A 14,763-nucleotide genomic window follows, 5' to 3' on the forward strand; every position below is an offset into this window, starting at 1 on the left:
ACAATAACTTCTACGAGTTCGGCACCGATAAGGCCGACCCCGCGCGCATGGCCTCCAGCTTCAAGACCTCGCCCTGGGAGGTCGCGGTGGGCGGCCTGGTGAATAAGCCGCAGACCTTCGCCATGGAGGATCTGCTCACGCAGTTCGACCAGGAGGAGCGCATCTACCGGCTGCGCTGCGTCGAGGCCTGGTCGATGGTCATCCCCTGGCAGGGCTTCCCGCTCAATAAGCTGCTCATGGCCGTCGAGCCAAAGGCCGAGGCTAAGTTCGTGCGCTTCGAGACGGTCTATAATCCCGACCAGCTGCCCGGCCAGCGCGACGGCTACTTCCCCTGGCCCTATGTCGAGGGCCTGCGCATCGACGAGGCCATGAACGACCTGACGCTGCTGGCGACCGGCCTCTACGGCAAGCAGCTGCTGCCGCAGAGCGGCGCGCCGATCCGCCTGGCGGTGCCCTGGAAGTATGGCTTCAAGAGCGTCAAGTCGATCGTGAAGATCGACCTGGTCGATACGATGCCGACCTCGCTGTGGATGGCATCCTCGCCTGGCGAGTACGGCTTCTACGCCAACGTGAACCCCAGCGTCTCGCACCCGCGCTGGTCGCAGGCCAGCGAGCGGCGGATCGGCGAGCTCGGACGCCATACGACGCTGCCCTTCAACGGGTACGCCGACCAGGTGGCCGGCCTCTACGAGGGCATGGATCTGAAGCTGAACTTCTGAGCACTGAGGCACTGAGGCACTGAGGCGCGTGCTCTGCTGCGCTGAATAGAATCAGACACAATACCGCAAAACTCGCTCTGCCGCACCTGTCACGCTGACCGAAGCGAAGCGTCCCGGCGGGCGATAGGGTGAGTTTTGCGCCATTGCCATCAGACAATATTGGAGCAACGCTGTGAGCAACCCGCCCGCTATGCGCCAGCGGCTACAGAGGTGGCTGCGAGTCGCGGTCCATGTCGGCAGCCTGGCCCCGCTGGCCCTGCTCGTCGCCGACATCTCGACGGTCAACCCCATCCAGGCGATCACGCAGCACAGCGGGCGGGCGGCGATCATCCTGCTGATGCTCTGCCTGGCCTGCACGCCGCTGAACCTGCTGCTCGGCTGGAAGTGGGCGGCGGGCCTGCGCAAGCCGCTGGGCCTGTACAGCTTCCTCTACGTCAGCCTGCACCTGCTCACCTTCGCCGTGCTCGACTACTGGCTGGACGCGGGGCTGATCTGGCAGGCGGTTGTGGAGAAGCGCTATGTGCTGGCCGGCTTCGCCGGCTTCCTGCTGCTGCTGCCGCTGGCGATCACCTCGACGAAGGGCTGGCAGCGGCGGCTCGGGCGGCGCTGGCGGCCGCTGCACAGCCTGATCTACCCGGCGGCCATCCTGGCCATCCTGCACTTCCTCTGGCTCTCGAAGGTGGTGCGCGACCCGCTGATCTACGGGGCGATCGTGGCGGCCCTGCTGATCGTGCGCCTGCCGCCGGTGCGCGCCCGGATCGCCGCCTGGCGCCGGCCCGGCCGCCCCGCCGCCCCGCCGCGGCGCGAGGTGGCCCCCGACTAATGCTGGGAGAATCCGAGCGGGGCCGCAGCCCCACCCCGTGTGCAGCGCCCGCCCTGAGCAGTCAGGGCGGGCGCTGTGTCATCCTGGCCAATCAGTGCGAGCCGTTGCGCTGGCTGGCGGCTACTTCTGGCACCCTTGAAGGTATCGGGGTTAGCTAGGTGTCGGTAAGTATCGGCACGACCTGTGCTTCTGCCAGCCGGTCTGCCGGGGCGGCGGCGGCGGTCGTGAGTACTGGCTGTGAGTCGCCGCCTGCTTTCTGTTTCTTGCAGCGAAACTCAATCAGAGCCTCATTCACAAGCGAGGCAATGCTGCTTTGGTGGAGTTCGAGCGCTAGACTACAACTCAAGCAGACGATGAACGCAACGCCGAGCAAACGAAAATTGACCGGGATCTGGCTTACGGCTGGCAACAGTAAGCCTATCATGATAGCCGGGAAGACTGTTCTGGGGGTGACATTGGTGCTCGCAATAGCCGCTCGCTGCTCAATCGCCGACAGATCGGGCTCATCATACTCTTGTAGATGCAGCCAGGGTAACACGACATCGATTACCTGTTCGGTTCGGGCGCTATGACGGGACAGTTCAAAAAAGAGATAGCCAGTCAGCAAGAAGAGTAGGGTTATCCATGCCACGTTCACCCCTGCGATGATAGCCATGGGCCAGCCAGTAGGAGTAGCGATGGTAAATAGAGAGCCTAACCCGATAAGTATTGATGCAGCACCCACCGTATAGAATATCCAGCGCCGCTTCCACTGGCTATTCACAAAGTCTGTCAGCTCGACGTAGGGCCGGGGCTGGCGCGTTACCTTGGGCTTCTTGCGGGACATTCCTCGTAGCTCCTTACTACAGATGTGTGGTAAGTGATACGCAGGATGTAGGTGCAAAGTTGCACACATGTTCAATGTTGTGTATTCATTCATCCTGAAAGGTTCGGCGCTCCCAAAGCTTGATCTTTGGTAGGCCGGCGTGCTATTCTTGGGCGGTATCCTTCTAGAGATCCCCCATGCCACCGATCCAGCCTGCCCACAAGGCCATCGCCGCCTACTACACTACCCTGGCCGACCTCAGCACTCAGGGCATTGTCAATGAGGGCGGGCTGCGCCGCGCCTTTTCGCTGCTGCTGGCGACGCTGGGCCGGGCCGAGGGCTGGATACTCGCGGAGGAGCAGACGCTCGCCGGCCGCATCCGCCCCGATGGGGTGCTGCTCGATGAGTTCCGCTTCCCGCGCGGCCACTGGGAGGCCAAAGATAGCGCCGACGATCTTGAGGTCGAGATCCGCAAGAAGTTTGAGCGCGGCTACCCGCAGAGCAATATTATCTTTGAGGATGGCCGACGCGCGGTGCTGGTGCAGAACCGCCGCCGCAGCGCCGAGGCCGATATGTCCGACCGGGTGCAGCTGGCGACTCTGCTGGCGCAGTTCTTCGGGCACACTGAGGCGAACGTCGAGGGCTTCCAGGCCGCTGTGCGCGAGTTCCAGGCCCGCATCCCTGATCTCGCCGGCAGTGTCGAGCAGATCATCGAGGAGGCGCGCCGCAGTAATCAGCGCTTCGCCGCCGCCTTCGATGCCTTTCACACGATCTGCCGGCAGGCGATTGATCCCAACATCAGCGCCGATGAGATCGAGAAGATGCTTGTGCAGCACCTGCTCACTGAGCGGCTGTTCCGCACCGTCTTTGACGACCCCGACTTCACCCGGCGCAATGTTATCGCCGATGAGATCGAGAAGGTCATCCGCTCGCTCACCTGGAACCGCAGCGAGTTCCTGCGCCGGCTCGACCCCTTCTACACCGCGATCGAGGAGGCGGCCAAGGGGATCACCGAGTACGCCGAGAAGCAGACCTTCCTGAACACGGTCTATGAGCGCTTCTTCCAGGGCTACTCGCGCGAGCAGGCCGACACCCACGGGGTTGTCTACACGCCGCAGCCGATCGTGGACTTTATGGTCGCTAGCGTCGATGAGGTGCTGCGCCGCGAGTTTGGCAAGAGCCTAAGCGATGAGGGCGTCGCTATCCTCGACCCGGCCACTGGTACCGGCAACTTCATCGTAAACATCCTGCGCCGGATCAGCCGGCGCGACCTGAAGCGCAAGTACAAGCAGGAGCTGTTCGCGAATGAGATCATGCTGCTGCCCTACTACATCGCCTCGCTGAATATCGAGCACACCTACCAGGAGCTTACCGGCGAGTACGCCCCCTTCGAGGGGATCTGCTTCACCGACACGCTCGACCTGGCCGAGTCGCAGCAGCTCTCGCTGTTCGCCGAGGAGAACACCGAGCGCGTCGAGCGCCAGAAGCAGGCCCAGATCACCGTGATCATCGGCAACCCGCCGTACAATTTTCGCCAAGTCAATGAAAACGATAATAACAAAAACAAAAGGTATAGCATTATAGATGAAAAAATACGAGCAACTTACGCCAAAGACTCGCAATCGAGTAATAAAATAGCACTTTACGATGCATATGTTAAATTCTTTCGATGGTCTACAGATCGTTTAAGAGGTAGTGATGGTATTGTCTGCTTTATTAGTAATAACAACTTCATACACCAAACAGCTTTTGATGGGATGAGAAAGAATTTACTGCGCGACTTTACCCAAATCTATCATGTAGATCTGCATGGAGATGTTCGCCGTAATCCTAAATTGAGCGGCTCAACACATAATGTTTTTGGGATTCAAGTGGGAGTAGGTATTACAGTAATGATCAAGTCATCAATACAGAAAAGTACACGTTTAATGTACTATAGAATGCCTAATTTTTGGCGCAAGGAAGAAAAGCTTGCCGATCTGGAACGATTCACTGACAACGGTGTTTTTAATCGCACTATTCCTTGGGGAAGTTTAGTTGCTGATGATCGAGGTAGTTGGCTTGTTCCATCAAATGCGAATGAATTTGGCAAGTTTATTGCCTCCGGAAGCAAAGAGGCGAAATCTACTCAAGCTAGGGATGTCAAAACTGTCTTCAAAACCTTCAGCTTGGGACTTACCGTTCGCTTATTTCTCTCGGCGGTTCGGACAAATGCTCAACCAGACGGGGCGCTCCCTCGCGCCAGCCGCTGGGGTCGCCCTGGCTGCATGGTCGCTCACATGGCAGCCCGCCAATGTTGATCGTACCAACGAGCTGTTCCGCCCGGCAGACTTGGCGGCAATGAGCTGGATCGCAAGCGAGACGCCGCCCGGCGCGCGCGTCTTCGTCAACAGCTTCCTCGCCTATGATGGCACACTGTACGCCGGGTCGGACGGCGGCTGGATGCTGACCTTCTTCACCGGCCGATCGACGAACCTCCCGCCGATCACCTATGGCTCGGAGGCTGGGCCAACCCCAGGCTACTATACGCACGTCAACGACGAGAATGCCGCCGTGTACGCGCACCCGATCAATACGCCCGATGCTGCCGCCGCCCTGAAGGCAGCCGGATTCGGCTACCTCTACAACGGCCCGGCGGCCAGCCCCCCGAATGAATACCTGGACCCAGCGCAAATCGACGCCTCGCCCCTCTACGAGCAGATCTATCGGCGTGATGGCGTGACAATCTGGAGGGTGCGCTAATGCGGATCAGCGTCGTCGGACCAACCTACCCGTTTCGCGGCGGGATCGCCCACTACACCACCCTGATGGTGCGTCATCTCCGCGCCGCGGGCCACGTGGCCCCGCTCTACTCGTTCACCCGCCAGTACCCGCGCTGGCTCGTTTCCGGGCGCAGCGACCGCGACCCCAGCAACACGCCGCTGCGTGAGGATTGCGAGTATATCCTCGACCCGATCAACCCCTTCACGTGGTGGCGGCTCTACCGCCGCGTGCGCGCCGACCACCCCGATGTGCTGATCCTCCAGTGGTGGGTGCCCTACTGGACTCCCTGCCTCACCGCGATCGCCAGCATGGTCAAGCGCAACACGCCGATTAAGATCATCTTCATCTGCCATAACGTGGTGCCCCACGAGGGCGGCGGGGTGATCGACCGGCGCCTGGCCCTGACGGTGTTGCGCCGTGGTGACGCCATGATTGTTCACAGCGAGGAGGATCGCCACCGGCTGCTGGCCCTGCTGCCGAATGCCCGCGTGGTGAAGGCGCACCACCCGACCTACGCAGATCTGGCTCGGCAGAGCAGCGCCGCCCCGACAAGCCTGCGCCGCGAGTTCGGCATCCCCGAGCAGACGCCGGTGCTGCTCTTCTTCGGCTTCGTCCGGCCCTACAAAGGGCTCGAGTATCTCATCCAGGCCCTCAGCCTGATCCGCGAGCAGATCGACGTGCATCTGCTGGTGGTCGGCGAGTTCTGGACGGCCCCGGAGTTCTACGAGCGCTACGCCGACGAGTTCGGCGTGCGCGACATGATCACGATCGTCAACCGCTACGTGCCCAACGAAGAGATCCGGCCCTACTTTGACGCAGCCGATGTGGTGGTGCTGCCATACATCTCGGCCACCCAGAGCGGCGTGGTGCAGCTGGCCTTCGGCTTCGGCAAGCCCGTGATCACCACCCGGGTCGGTGGGCTCTACGAGGTTGTGGAGGATGGGGTGAACGGCCTCGTGGTGCCGCCCCAGGATGAGCAGGCGCTCGCTGATGCGGTTGTGCGCTACTTCCGCGAGGACATGGCGAAGCCCTTCACCTCCACTATCATTGCCAACTCCGCGAGCTTCTCGTGGCAGGAGTTGGTGATGACAATTGAGCGGATAGCCTCTGACTTTGGGGTTGAGAGGTAGGCTGGCCCATGCGCGTGACGCTCATGATGGTGGCGAGCCTCGACCGCCCCGCCGGCCGGCGCTACTTCCCGATCGCCCGCGCTCTGGCCCGCCGGGGCCACCAGGTGCGCGTGCTGGCCCTGCACCCCGACCTGGCGAGCTGCCCGCGGCGACGCTTCACCCAGGATGGCGTCGAGGTCTGGTACGTGGGCCAGATGCACGCCCGCAAGGCGGGGAGCGTGCCGGGCCGCTTCGGGCCGCTCGGCCTGCTGCGCGTGCTGGCCGGATCGACGCTGGGCATGATCTGGGGCGTGATCTGCTCACCCTCTGATGTCTACCACCTGGGCAAGCCCCAGCCGGTGAATGGGGTGGCCGCCCTGCTGGCGGTGCGCCTGCTGCGCCGCCGGCCCTTCTATGTGGACTGCGACGACGACGAGGTGCGCGGCAATCGCCTGCCGGCCGCCTGGCAGCGCGCCGTCTTCGGCTTCTGGCAGTGGCTGCTGCCGCGCCTGGCCGCCGGGGCGACGGTGAACACCCGCCACCTGGCCGCGGAGATGGCTCGCGCCGGGGTTGCCCCGGTGGCCCTGGTGCCCAACGGCGTCGATCTCGACCGCTTCCTGGCCCCGCCGGCGCCGCAGCTGGATGCTATGCGCGCCGCGCTCGGCCTGACGGGCGGGCCGGTGGTGGCCTACGCCGGCTCCCTCGCCCTCCAGAACCACCCGGTCGATCTGCTGATCGATGCCTTCGCCCAGGTGGCGGCGGCCATGCCCGCCGCCGCCCTGCTGATCATCGGCGGCGGCGAGGATCTGCCGCTGCTCCAAGAGCGGGTCGCGCGGGCCGGGCTACGAGATCGGGTATACTTCACCGGGCAGGTACACTACCAGGCGGTGCCGGCCTACCTGGCCCTGGCCGACCTGAGCGTCGACCCGGTGCGCGACGACCCGGTGGCCCGCGCCCGCTCGCCGCTCAAGCTGATCGAGAGCATGGCCCTGGGCGTGCCCGTTGTCACCGGCGATGTGGGAGACCGCGCCGAGCTGCTGGCCGGCGGCGCCGCCGGCGCGCTGGTGCGGCCCGGCGACGCGCGCGCGCTGGCCGAGGCGATCATCGGGCTGCTCGGCGACGCGCCGCGCCGACAGGCCCTCGCCGCCGCCGGGCGCGAACGGGCCAGCGCCTACGGCTGGGAGCAGCTCGCCGACACCTGGGCGACGGTCTATATCAGAGGGTGTGGGAGATCGGAGCTCTCCCACAAAAAAGCCTGATTGTGCTGCGGCGCATCGTAGCCGCGCCGCAGCACAATCAGTGCGGCATGGGTCTGCTGGGCACACATAGAGAAGGTTTGAGGGCGACAGCCCTACGCGTGTGGAGCACAACGTTGATCGCGCAACGCCCTACGGCGCCGTCTGTCTACCTGGTGGTGCTCAACTGGAACGGCTACGCCGACACCCACGAGTGCCTCGAGTCGCTGCGCGGCCTGGCCTACCCCAACTATCGTATCATCGTGGTGGATAACGCGTCCAGCGACGATAGCCCGGGGCGCATCGCCGACGCGCACCCCGATGCCGAGATGGTGCGCTGCGCGCAGAACCTCGGCATCGCCGCCGGGTATAACGCCGGCATCCGGCTCGCCCTCCAGCGCGGCGCCGACTATGTGGTGCCGATGAACAACGACCTCGACTGCGACCCGATGTTCGTCTCGCAGATGGTCGCCACCGCGCGCGCCGCCCCCGGCTGCGGCGTGGTGATGCCGAAGATCTTCTACTACGAGGAGCGCGACCGGATCTGGTCGGCCGGGGCCTATGCGCGCTGGATGCCCTCGAACATCGTGATGCGCGGGCGCCAGCAGCCCGACGGCCCGGCCTTCGCCGCCGATGTCGAGATCCAGTTCGCGCCGAGCTGCTGCCTGCTGATCACCCGCGATCTGGCCGAGCGCGTGGCCTTCGATGAGGGCTACTTCTTCTACTACGACGACTGGGACTTCTGCGTGGAGGCGCGCAAGGCCGGCTACCGGGTGATCTACTCGGCCGGCGCGCGGCTCTGGCATAAGGTCTCGCGCAGCACCAAGAATAGCCCAAAGTCGACGCGCTGGTGGACGGTCTTCGGCCAGAGCTGCGTGCGCTACCACCGCAAGCACCACGATCTGCGCGTCTTGATGATCTATGTGGCCTGGGTGCTGCTGCGCGAGACGGTGAAGGGGAATGTGCGCAGCCTGCCGAGCTTCCTCGCCGGCGTCAGAACCGCACTAGGGGCCGACCTCAGCGATGACCTGCGGCCGGCATGGAGGAGCTAGATGACGATGACCACCGATGAGCAGCGCGTGGACCTGAGCGCGCCCAACTGGATCTGGGACCTCCTGATCTGCCCGGAGTGTGGCGCGCCCCTGCGCGCCGACGACGGGCAGCTGCGCTGCGCGGGTGCCGACTGCGGCTTCAGCTCGACCTATGCCGGGCGGGTCTTCAACCTGCTGCCCCGCGATCTCGACCGCTTCCAGCGCGCGGAGGATAGCTGGCGCACGCGCCACTTCGACCAGCTCCGAAAGACGGTGCCGCAGATGAGCGCCGTCCAGTACGAGCGCTTCAAGCTGCTCAATGTGATCACCTACTACGCATTCACCTCGCAGTTCTTCTTCTTCCGCGACTACTTCGCGAAGACCCACACGCTGCGCGGGCGCGGGCTGGAGATCGGCGGGGCCAGCGGCCAGCTGAGCGGCTTCGTGAAGATGTTCTACCCCGGCACCGAGATGATCGCCACTGATGTGGCGCCGATCAATGTGGAGATGGGCGCGGAGCTGGCGGGGCTGCTGCGCTTCGAGACCGACTACCTGGCCACCGTCGACGCCGAGCGGCTGCCGTTTCGGCCCGAGTCCTTCGACTTCCTGTGCAGCTCCGGGATGCTGCACCACCTCGGCGACATGCGGCGCGCGCTGCGCCAGGGGCGCACCGTGCTGAAGCCCGGCGGGCGCTGGTATGTGGTGAACGAGCTGGCCATCGGGTCGCTCCCGCGCAGGTTCTGGAACAGCGGCCTGGGCGCGAAGGGCAAGTGGGCCGAGACAACCGGGATCCGCGAGAACAGCTACACCCTCGGCGAGTGGCGCGCCTTCTTCGCGGGCGAGGGCTTCCGGATCGTCGACACCTACTTCAACCGCAACCCCGGCCAAAAGCTCCTGAGCTGGCCGCGCTCGCTCTACTACGCAGCTATCGCAAAGCTACCGCTGGCCCTGGTGAAGGCCGGGATCCCATGCGAGGTGAACTTTGTGCTTGAGAAGCAATGATCCAGGCTGACACACAGCTGCCCGCCGGCGTCGCGATGGAGCGCGTGCCCTGTGAGGTCTGCGGCGCAGACGACCCGCGCCCGGCCGCCGGGCGCGCCGACCTTTTCCTGGGCGGCGACACGATCTACACCCACTGTCGCTGCGGCGGCTGCGGGGTGATCTACCAGCACCCGCGGCCCACCGCCGCGACCATCGGCCGGCTCTACCCCGACGAGGACTACCCGGAGTATGTGCCGGCCATCACGGCGGTGGGCTGGCTGGCCCAGACGGTGCGCCGCTACGGCCTGCGCAAGCGCTGCCGGCGGGTGACGCGCCAGGTGCGGGCGGGGCGGCTGCTCGATGTCGGCTGCTCGACGGGCGACTTCGTCTGGGAGATGCGCCGGCAGCCGGGGTGGTCGGCCGTCGGCATCGATATCAGCCCGGGCGTGGTGCGCTACGCGCAGACGCAGCTGGGCGTCGATGGGGCGGTGGGGGTGCTGAACCGCGCGCCCTTCGCCGACGGCAGCTTCGACGCGATCACCATGTGGAATGTCTTCGAGCACGTCTACGACCCGCGAGCGGTGATCGCCGAGGCGGCGCGGCTGCTGCGGCCGGGCGGGGCGCTGGTGATCACCCACCCGAATCTGCGCAGCGTCGACCGGCGCCTGTTCGGCAACACCTGGATCGGCTACGAGCTGCCCCGGCATATCTACCTCTACCCGGCGGATCTTCTGCGCGACCTGATGGGCGAGTGCGGGCTGCGCGAGGTGGAGCGCAGCTGCTTCTATGGGAGCCACGCGGCCACGGCCACCAGCCTGACCTTCCTGATCGAGCAGGCCATCGGCCGGGGCCGGCTCAGCGCCGCGCTGAGCCAGCTGATCTTTAGCCTGCCCGCCCGCCTGATCGCCGCGCCCTACTTTATGCTGATCGATCGCCTCGGGATGGGCTCGAACATCACCGGCGTCTTTAGGAAGTGACCCATGGCTCCGATATCAACGCCCCAGCGGATACTCCAGATCATGCGCCTGCCGCGTGAGAAGCTCCAGCAGCTCGCCGCACACCCGGCGTGGCGCTGGTTCTGGCGAGTCTTCACCGCGCTCTCGCTTGTCGCGGTGGCCGTGGGCATCTACTACTCGTTCCAAGAGATCCCCACAGAGGATCTGCTGATCCGGCCGACATACCTGCTGGCCGCCCTCGGCATCTACCTGGTCACCTTCATCATGCAGCTGCTCGGCTGGCACGCCCTGAGCCAGCTGATGTTCGGCAAGATCTCCCTGCGCGACAACGTCAAGGCTGTGGCCACGAGCAACCTGGTGAAGTACCTGCCGACGATCGCCTGGTACATCGCGAACCGGGCGCACTACTATCACCAGCGCGGCGTGCCGCAGGCGCGGGTGGTGACGGCGTCGCTCTACGAGCTCGGCTTTATGGTCAGCGCCTGCGCGGCCCTGCTGGCGGTGAGCTGGCTGGCCGGGTTCAGCGTCTGGCTGGCGGCCCTGGCCCTGGCCGCGATCGCCCTGGCCCTGGGCTTTCTGGTGACCCGCCGCAGCCCGATCGATGCGGAGGGCGGCCGCACCCCCCTGGGCGGCCTGACGAAGGCGTTTCTCTGGTATGCGGGCACCTGGCCGATCGCCGGGCTGTTCCTCTGGGCGGTGATCTCGATCTTCGTCGATGTGCCGCTCAGCTACCTCCAGACGGTGCTGCACATCTGGCTGATCACCTCGCTGGCGGGCTACGGGGTCAGCCTGACCCTGGGCGTGCTGAGCTTCGCCCGCGAGATCACCCTGACGGTGCTGCTCGCGCAGATCTGGCCGCTGCCGGTGGCGATCGCCACGGCGATTACCGTCAAGCTGATGCTCATCCTCGGCGAGGTGATCTGTAGCCTGATCCTGCTCGGGGTGTTCCGCCTGACGGAGAGGCGGGTGTCGTATGAGTGACCTGATCGGGCTGCTCCCCGCCGCAGGCCGCGGCTCGCGGCTTGGGCCGATCCCCTGTAGCAAAGAGATTATGCCGCTGGGCTTTCGCCCCACGCCAGCCGCGCCGCAGCCGATCTGGCGGCCGGTGACGGCGCTTGAGCTGCATCTGCACGCCCTGCGCCGCGCTGGCGCGGGCCGCGCCGTGATCGTGATCGGCGAGACGAAGGCCGACATCGTGCGCTATGTCGGCGACGGGGCGGCCTACGACCTGCCGGTGGCGTATGTCTACCAGCGCACCCTCGCCGGCATGCCCTACGCCCTCGACCTGGCCACGCCCTGGGTCGGTGCGGCGACGACTCTCTTCTCGATGCCCGACACGCTGATCTACCCCGAGGACACGATGAGCCGGCTCGCCGCGCACCACCGGGGCAGCGGGGCCGATGTGACCCTGGGGGTCTTCCGCACCAGCTCGCCGCAGAAGTTCGGCATGGTTGAGATCGGCCCACAGGACGAGGTGCGCAGCTTCGTCGACAAGCCGGCCCGCACGACCCTGGAGTGGATGTGGGGCATGGCCGCGTGGTCGCCGCGCTTCACCGGCTTTATGCGCGCGCACCTGGCGAGCCGCGCCGCCGGGGGGCCGGAGTGTGTGCTCAGCGATGTCTTCGCCGCAGCGCTCGATGCCGGGCTTGTGATCCAGGCGCTGCCGCTGACCGAGGCCAGCTACCACGATATCGGCACTCCTGAAGACTTCCAGTCGGTTGTCCTATCGATGGCGTTGCGCCATGCCGGCCCCGACGACTATGTCAGGCTGTGGGGGCCGACAGGCTCAGACGCGTGAGCGCCCCTTGCCATGTGAGCCTACCAGCTAACATCCTCGCCCATAACACGAAAGTATTAGTGGCGTTTTTGGCTCCCTGAAGCCATGAGCCTGATGGGATGACGCTCATAGGTGGTATTGAAAAGGCTTGGGCCGCCTGTTATAGTCTTGATTGAGCATCTTGGGACGGCCTGGATGTTCGGTATCATCGAGGCGGCATCGCACACAACTCTATGGAGGACAGTATGCTCACATCGGTCAAACGAGTAGGTATGGCGCTCATGGCATTTGCCCTGGCAGCCAGCTCACTCGCCTTCGGCGGCACAATTGCCCAGGCGCAGACAACAGCGACGGGCATCAATGGCAAGTGGGGCAGCGCCATTCTGATCCAGAACGTCGGGTCAGGCCCGCTGAACTCCGGCGACTACAGCATCGCGTTCTACGACAGCAACGGCGGCACCACCCCGCTGGTCACCTATAAGCCGGACAAGCAGATTATCGCCGGTTCGTCGGCGGAGTTTTACATCCCGAATATCACCACAGCCCCCACGCTGGCGAGCGGCCAGTACTCGGCGGTGATCAGCAGCTCGCAGGCGGTCAAGGCTGTGGTGAACAGCTCGACCGACAGCGCCACGACGGGGCCTTGGTCGGCCTTCTCCTACGAGGGTGTGGACGCCGCTGAGGCCAAGTCCCCGCTGTACTTCCCGGCCTTCTACCGGAACTACTACACCTTCCTGAGCGAGCTGGTGATCCAGAATGCGGGCACGACGACGGCCAATGTTAAGGCCACTTTGTACAACGGCCTGTCTGGCGCGAGCTCGGGCGAGATCAACCTGGGGCAGATCCCGGCCAACGCCTCGCGCACCTACGGCTGGAATGATACCAAGTTCTCCTCGCTGGCGAGCGGCAACACCGGCATCTACGGCGTGGTGGTGACGGCCGACCAGCCGCTGGCCGGCATCTCAAACATCTGGTCTTCGGACTCGACGAACTATGGTGTTGGCAGCTATAACGCCTTCACCGCTGGCGCCAACACGGTGTATGCCGGATCCATGTACAACCAGTACTACGGGTTTGTGTCGTCGCTCACGGTGCAGAACATTGACACCACCACTGCCGCTAGCGTGACGATCTCCTACAGCGACGGCACAACTGACGGCCCCTTCAGCATCCCCGCCGGACAGTCGCGTGAGCGCTACCAGCCGAACAACGCGAGCCTGAGCAGTGGCAACACGAATGGTCTGCTCTCGGCCACCATCACCTCGACCGGCGCCCAGGTTGTGGCGATTGTGAACATCCAGCGCAAGTCGCGCACGAACATCGCGGTGGCCGACCCGAGCAACCCGGCCTTCGGGAGCTACAGCGCCGCTATCACGACGCCCTCAACCTCGGTGAGCGTCCCGGCGATCTTCAACGACTACTACGGCTACTTCACCGCCGTCTCGGTGAAGAACACTGGCGCGGCGACGAGTATTAAGCTGACCTATGCCGATGGCACGACGTGGACGCAGAACGCTGCTGCCGGCGCGACGGTGAACTTCTCGCACCTGCCGACCAATCCGAACAACCCGCTCAAGACAAGCATCCAGACCTCTGGCACGGTGTCCTCGACCCAGCCGCTGGTGGTGGTCATCCAGCACAACACGGACCCGAGCCTCAGCTCGTACCGCCCGGCAAAGTCGCCGAACGACTTCCTCTTCGTGCTCTCGGGCTTCCCGAAGTAGAGGGGGCATCAACCTCAACGCATTGGCCCGCGTAGTGTAGCGATACTAGGTGCAGGGCTACTATACTTAGTAGCCCTGCATCTTGCTGTGTCCGACAGAATCCAGCCCTCGCAACAAACCCAGGAGAGCGATATATGCACGCTTCACGCATCTGTGCGGTGATTGCGCTCGCCAGCACACTACTGCTCACCGCCTGCTCAAGCAATTCGGCAGATCTGCCCTATCAGACAACCCCGGTGCCGGCCACGCCGATCGTCGGGCAGGATGGTGCCTACCCCTACCCCTACCCCGCACCACCGCTGCCGAGCACCGACACATCCGCCTACCCGGAGCCAGCGCCGAGCAACCGAACATTTGAAGGGCGAAGCCAGACCGTGATCGCGAGCTATGCGGCGGCGTCCGCATGTGCTGCGCAGCATTTTAACGCCGATGCCCTGCTCTACGAGGTGGTTCCCTCGCGAGCGATGCTTCAGAATATCGGCAACCCGCCCACCGCCCTGGGCTGGTTCTATAAGTTCCGCTCACAGGGCAGCGATGGGGATCTGTTCGTACAGATTGTCGATGGCACGTGCAGCAGCCCGCGCGAGCTGATCCCGCTGGGCGAACTTCCCAAGGCCGAGCTACCGATCGATGTCGCCGCCCTGAAGATCGATAGCGATCAGGCGATCGAGATCTTTCAGAAGCACGCCGTAGCGCAGGGGATCCCGGTGATGTCGGACCCCTACGACCTCCAGCTGATCAACCTTGAGGGGACGCCCGGGCCAGTGTGGGGGGTGATCTCACCGCTGGATAATAGGGCGATCTATTGGATCGATGCGATCACCGGCGAGGAGCGGAGCG

The 14,763-nt window shown here is 64.5% G+C and carries 14 protein-coding genes; 13 read left to right on the forward strand and 1 reads right to left on the reverse strand.

What is annotated here, in order from left to right:
- The coding region (msrP, locus tag K2Z83_RS08670) for a protein-methionine-sulfoxide reductase catalytic subunit MsrP (protein ID WP_220594785.1) at positions 1-719 on the forward strand (719 nt) is incomplete at its 5' end.
- 172 nt (positions 720-891) lie between these two features.
- Positions 892-1,542: a protein-methionine-sulfoxide reductase heme-binding subunit MsrQ gene (locus tag K2Z83_RS08675; RefSeq protein ID WP_220594786.1), complete on the forward strand. Its 651-nt coding sequence runs from the start codon at positions 892-894 to the stop codon at positions 1,540-1,542.
- Between the two features lie 154 nt (positions 1,543-1,696).
- Here the strand turns inward: K2Z83_RS08675 and K2Z83_RS08680 are convergent, their stop codons facing one another.
- Complete coding sequence (locus K2Z83_RS08680) at positions 1,697-2,368, reverse strand: hypothetical protein (protein ID WP_220594787.1); 672 nt, start codon at positions 2,366-2,368, stop codon at positions 1,697-1,699.
- Positions 2,369-2,544: 176 nt separating this feature from the next.
- Between K2Z83_RS08680 and K2Z83_RS08685 the strand changes: the two genes are divergently transcribed.
- From K2Z83_RS08685 to K2Z83_RS08735, 11 genes are all read left to right on the forward strand, one after another.
- Positions 2,545-4,647: an N-6 DNA methylase gene (locus tag K2Z83_RS08685; RefSeq protein WP_220594788.1), complete on the forward strand. Its 2,103-nt coding sequence runs from the start codon at positions 2,545-2,547 to the stop codon at positions 4,645-4,647.
- A 40-nt stretch (positions 4,648-4,687) separates the two neighbouring features.
- Positions 4,688-5,089, forward strand: a complete 402-nt coding sequence (locus K2Z83_RS08690; protein ID WP_220594789.1) for a hypothetical protein — start codon at positions 4,688-4,690, stop codon at positions 5,087-5,089.
- Positions 5,089-6,240, forward strand: coding sequence for a glycosyltransferase (locus tag K2Z83_RS08695; protein WP_220594790.1), 1,152 nt, complete (start codon positions 5,089-5,091; stop codon positions 6,238-6,240). Before K2Z83_RS08690 ends, K2Z83_RS08695 begins: the two co-directional genes overlap by 1 nt.
- A gap of 8 nt (positions 6,241-6,248) precedes the next feature.
- Positions 6,249-7,478: a glycosyltransferase family 4 protein gene (locus K2Z83_RS08700; protein ID WP_220594791.1), complete on the forward strand. Its 1,230-nt coding sequence runs from the start codon at positions 6,249-6,251 to the stop codon at positions 7,476-7,478.
- A gap of 113 nt (positions 7,479-7,591) precedes the next feature.
- Entirely contained in the window at positions 7,592-8,506 is a 915-nt protein-coding gene (locus K2Z83_RS08705) for a glycosyltransferase family 2 protein (protein ID WP_220594792.1), read from the forward strand.
- Complete coding sequence (locus tag K2Z83_RS08710) at positions 8,507-9,487, forward strand: methyltransferase domain-containing protein (protein ID WP_220594793.1); 981 nt, start codon at positions 8,507-8,509, stop codon at positions 9,485-9,487.
- Positions 9,484-10,443, forward strand: coding sequence for a bifunctional 2-polyprenyl-6-hydroxyphenol methylase/3-demethylubiquinol 3-O-methyltransferase UbiG (locus tag K2Z83_RS08715; protein WP_220594794.1), 960 nt, complete (start codon positions 9,484-9,486; stop codon positions 10,441-10,443). The genes K2Z83_RS08710 and K2Z83_RS08715 overlap by 4 nt, the downstream gene beginning before the upstream one ends.
- Before the next feature lie 3 nt (positions 10,444-10,446).
- Complete coding sequence (locus tag K2Z83_RS08720; RefSeq protein WP_220594795.1) at positions 10,447-11,403, forward strand: hypothetical protein; 957 nt, start codon at positions 10,447-10,449, stop codon at positions 11,401-11,403.
- Positions 11,396-12,220: a sugar phosphate nucleotidyltransferase gene (locus K2Z83_RS08725; RefSeq protein ID WP_220594796.1), complete on the forward strand. Its 825-nt coding sequence runs from the start codon at positions 11,396-11,398 to the stop codon at positions 12,218-12,220. Before K2Z83_RS08720 ends, K2Z83_RS08725 begins: the two co-directional genes overlap by 8 nt.
- A 251-nt stretch (positions 12,221-12,471) precedes the next feature.
- Entirely contained in the window at positions 12,472-13,923 is a 1,452-nt protein-coding gene (locus K2Z83_RS08730) for a hypothetical protein (protein ID WP_220594797.1), read from the forward strand.
- A 134-nt stretch (positions 13,924-14,057) separates the two neighbouring features.
- Positions 14,058-14,763: hypothetical protein (locus K2Z83_RS08735; RefSeq protein ID WP_220594798.1), on the forward strand; the 706-nt coding region annotated here is incomplete at its 3' end.

The sequence above is a fragment of the Oscillochloris sp. ZM17-4 genome, from assembly GCF_019599295.1.
Classification (GTDB): Bacteria; Chloroflexota; Chloroflexia; order Chloroflexales; family Chloroflexaceae; genus Oscillochloris.

Bases quoted from the DNA above. Each gene is read 5' to 3' on its own strand.
- K2Z83_RS08680 (WP_220594787.1), bottom strand. From the start codon at position 2,368: ATGTCCCGCAAGAAGCCCAAGGTAACGCGCCAGCCCCGGCCCTACGTC.
- K2Z83_RS08690 (WP_220594789.1), top strand. From the start codon at position 4,688: ATGAGCTGGATCGCAAGCGAGACGCCGCCCGGCGCGCGCGTCTTCGTC.
- K2Z83_RS08720 (WP_220594795.1), top strand. From the start codon at position 10,447: ATGGCTCCGATATCAACGCCCCAGCGGATACTCCAGATCATGCGCCTG.
- K2Z83_RS08710 (WP_220594793.1), top strand. From the start codon at position 8,507: ATGACGATGACCACCGATGAGCAGCGCGTGGACCTGAGCGCGCCCAAC.
- K2Z83_RS08730 (WP_220594797.1), top strand. From the start codon at position 12,472: ATGGCGCTCATGGCATTTGCCCTGGCAGCCAGCTCACTCGCCTTCGGC.
- K2Z83_RS08695 (WP_220594790.1), top strand. From the start codon at position 5,089: ATGCGGATCAGCGTCGTCGGACCAACCTACCCGTTTCGCGGCGGGATC.
- K2Z83_RS08685 (WP_220594788.1), top strand. From the start codon at position 2,545: ATGCCACCGATCCAGCCTGCCCACAAGGCCATCGCCGCCTACTACACT.
- K2Z83_RS08715 (WP_220594794.1), top strand. From the start codon at position 9,484: ATGATCCAGGCTGACACACAGCTGCCCGCCGGCGTCGCGATGGAGCGC.
- K2Z83_RS08700 (WP_220594791.1), top strand. From the start codon at position 6,249: ATGCGCGTGACGCTCATGATGGTGGCGAGCCTCGACCGCCCCGCCGGC.
- K2Z83_RS08725 (WP_220594796.1), top strand. From the start codon at position 11,396: ATGAGTGACCTGATCGGGCTGCTCCCCGCCGCAGGCCGCGGCTCGCGG.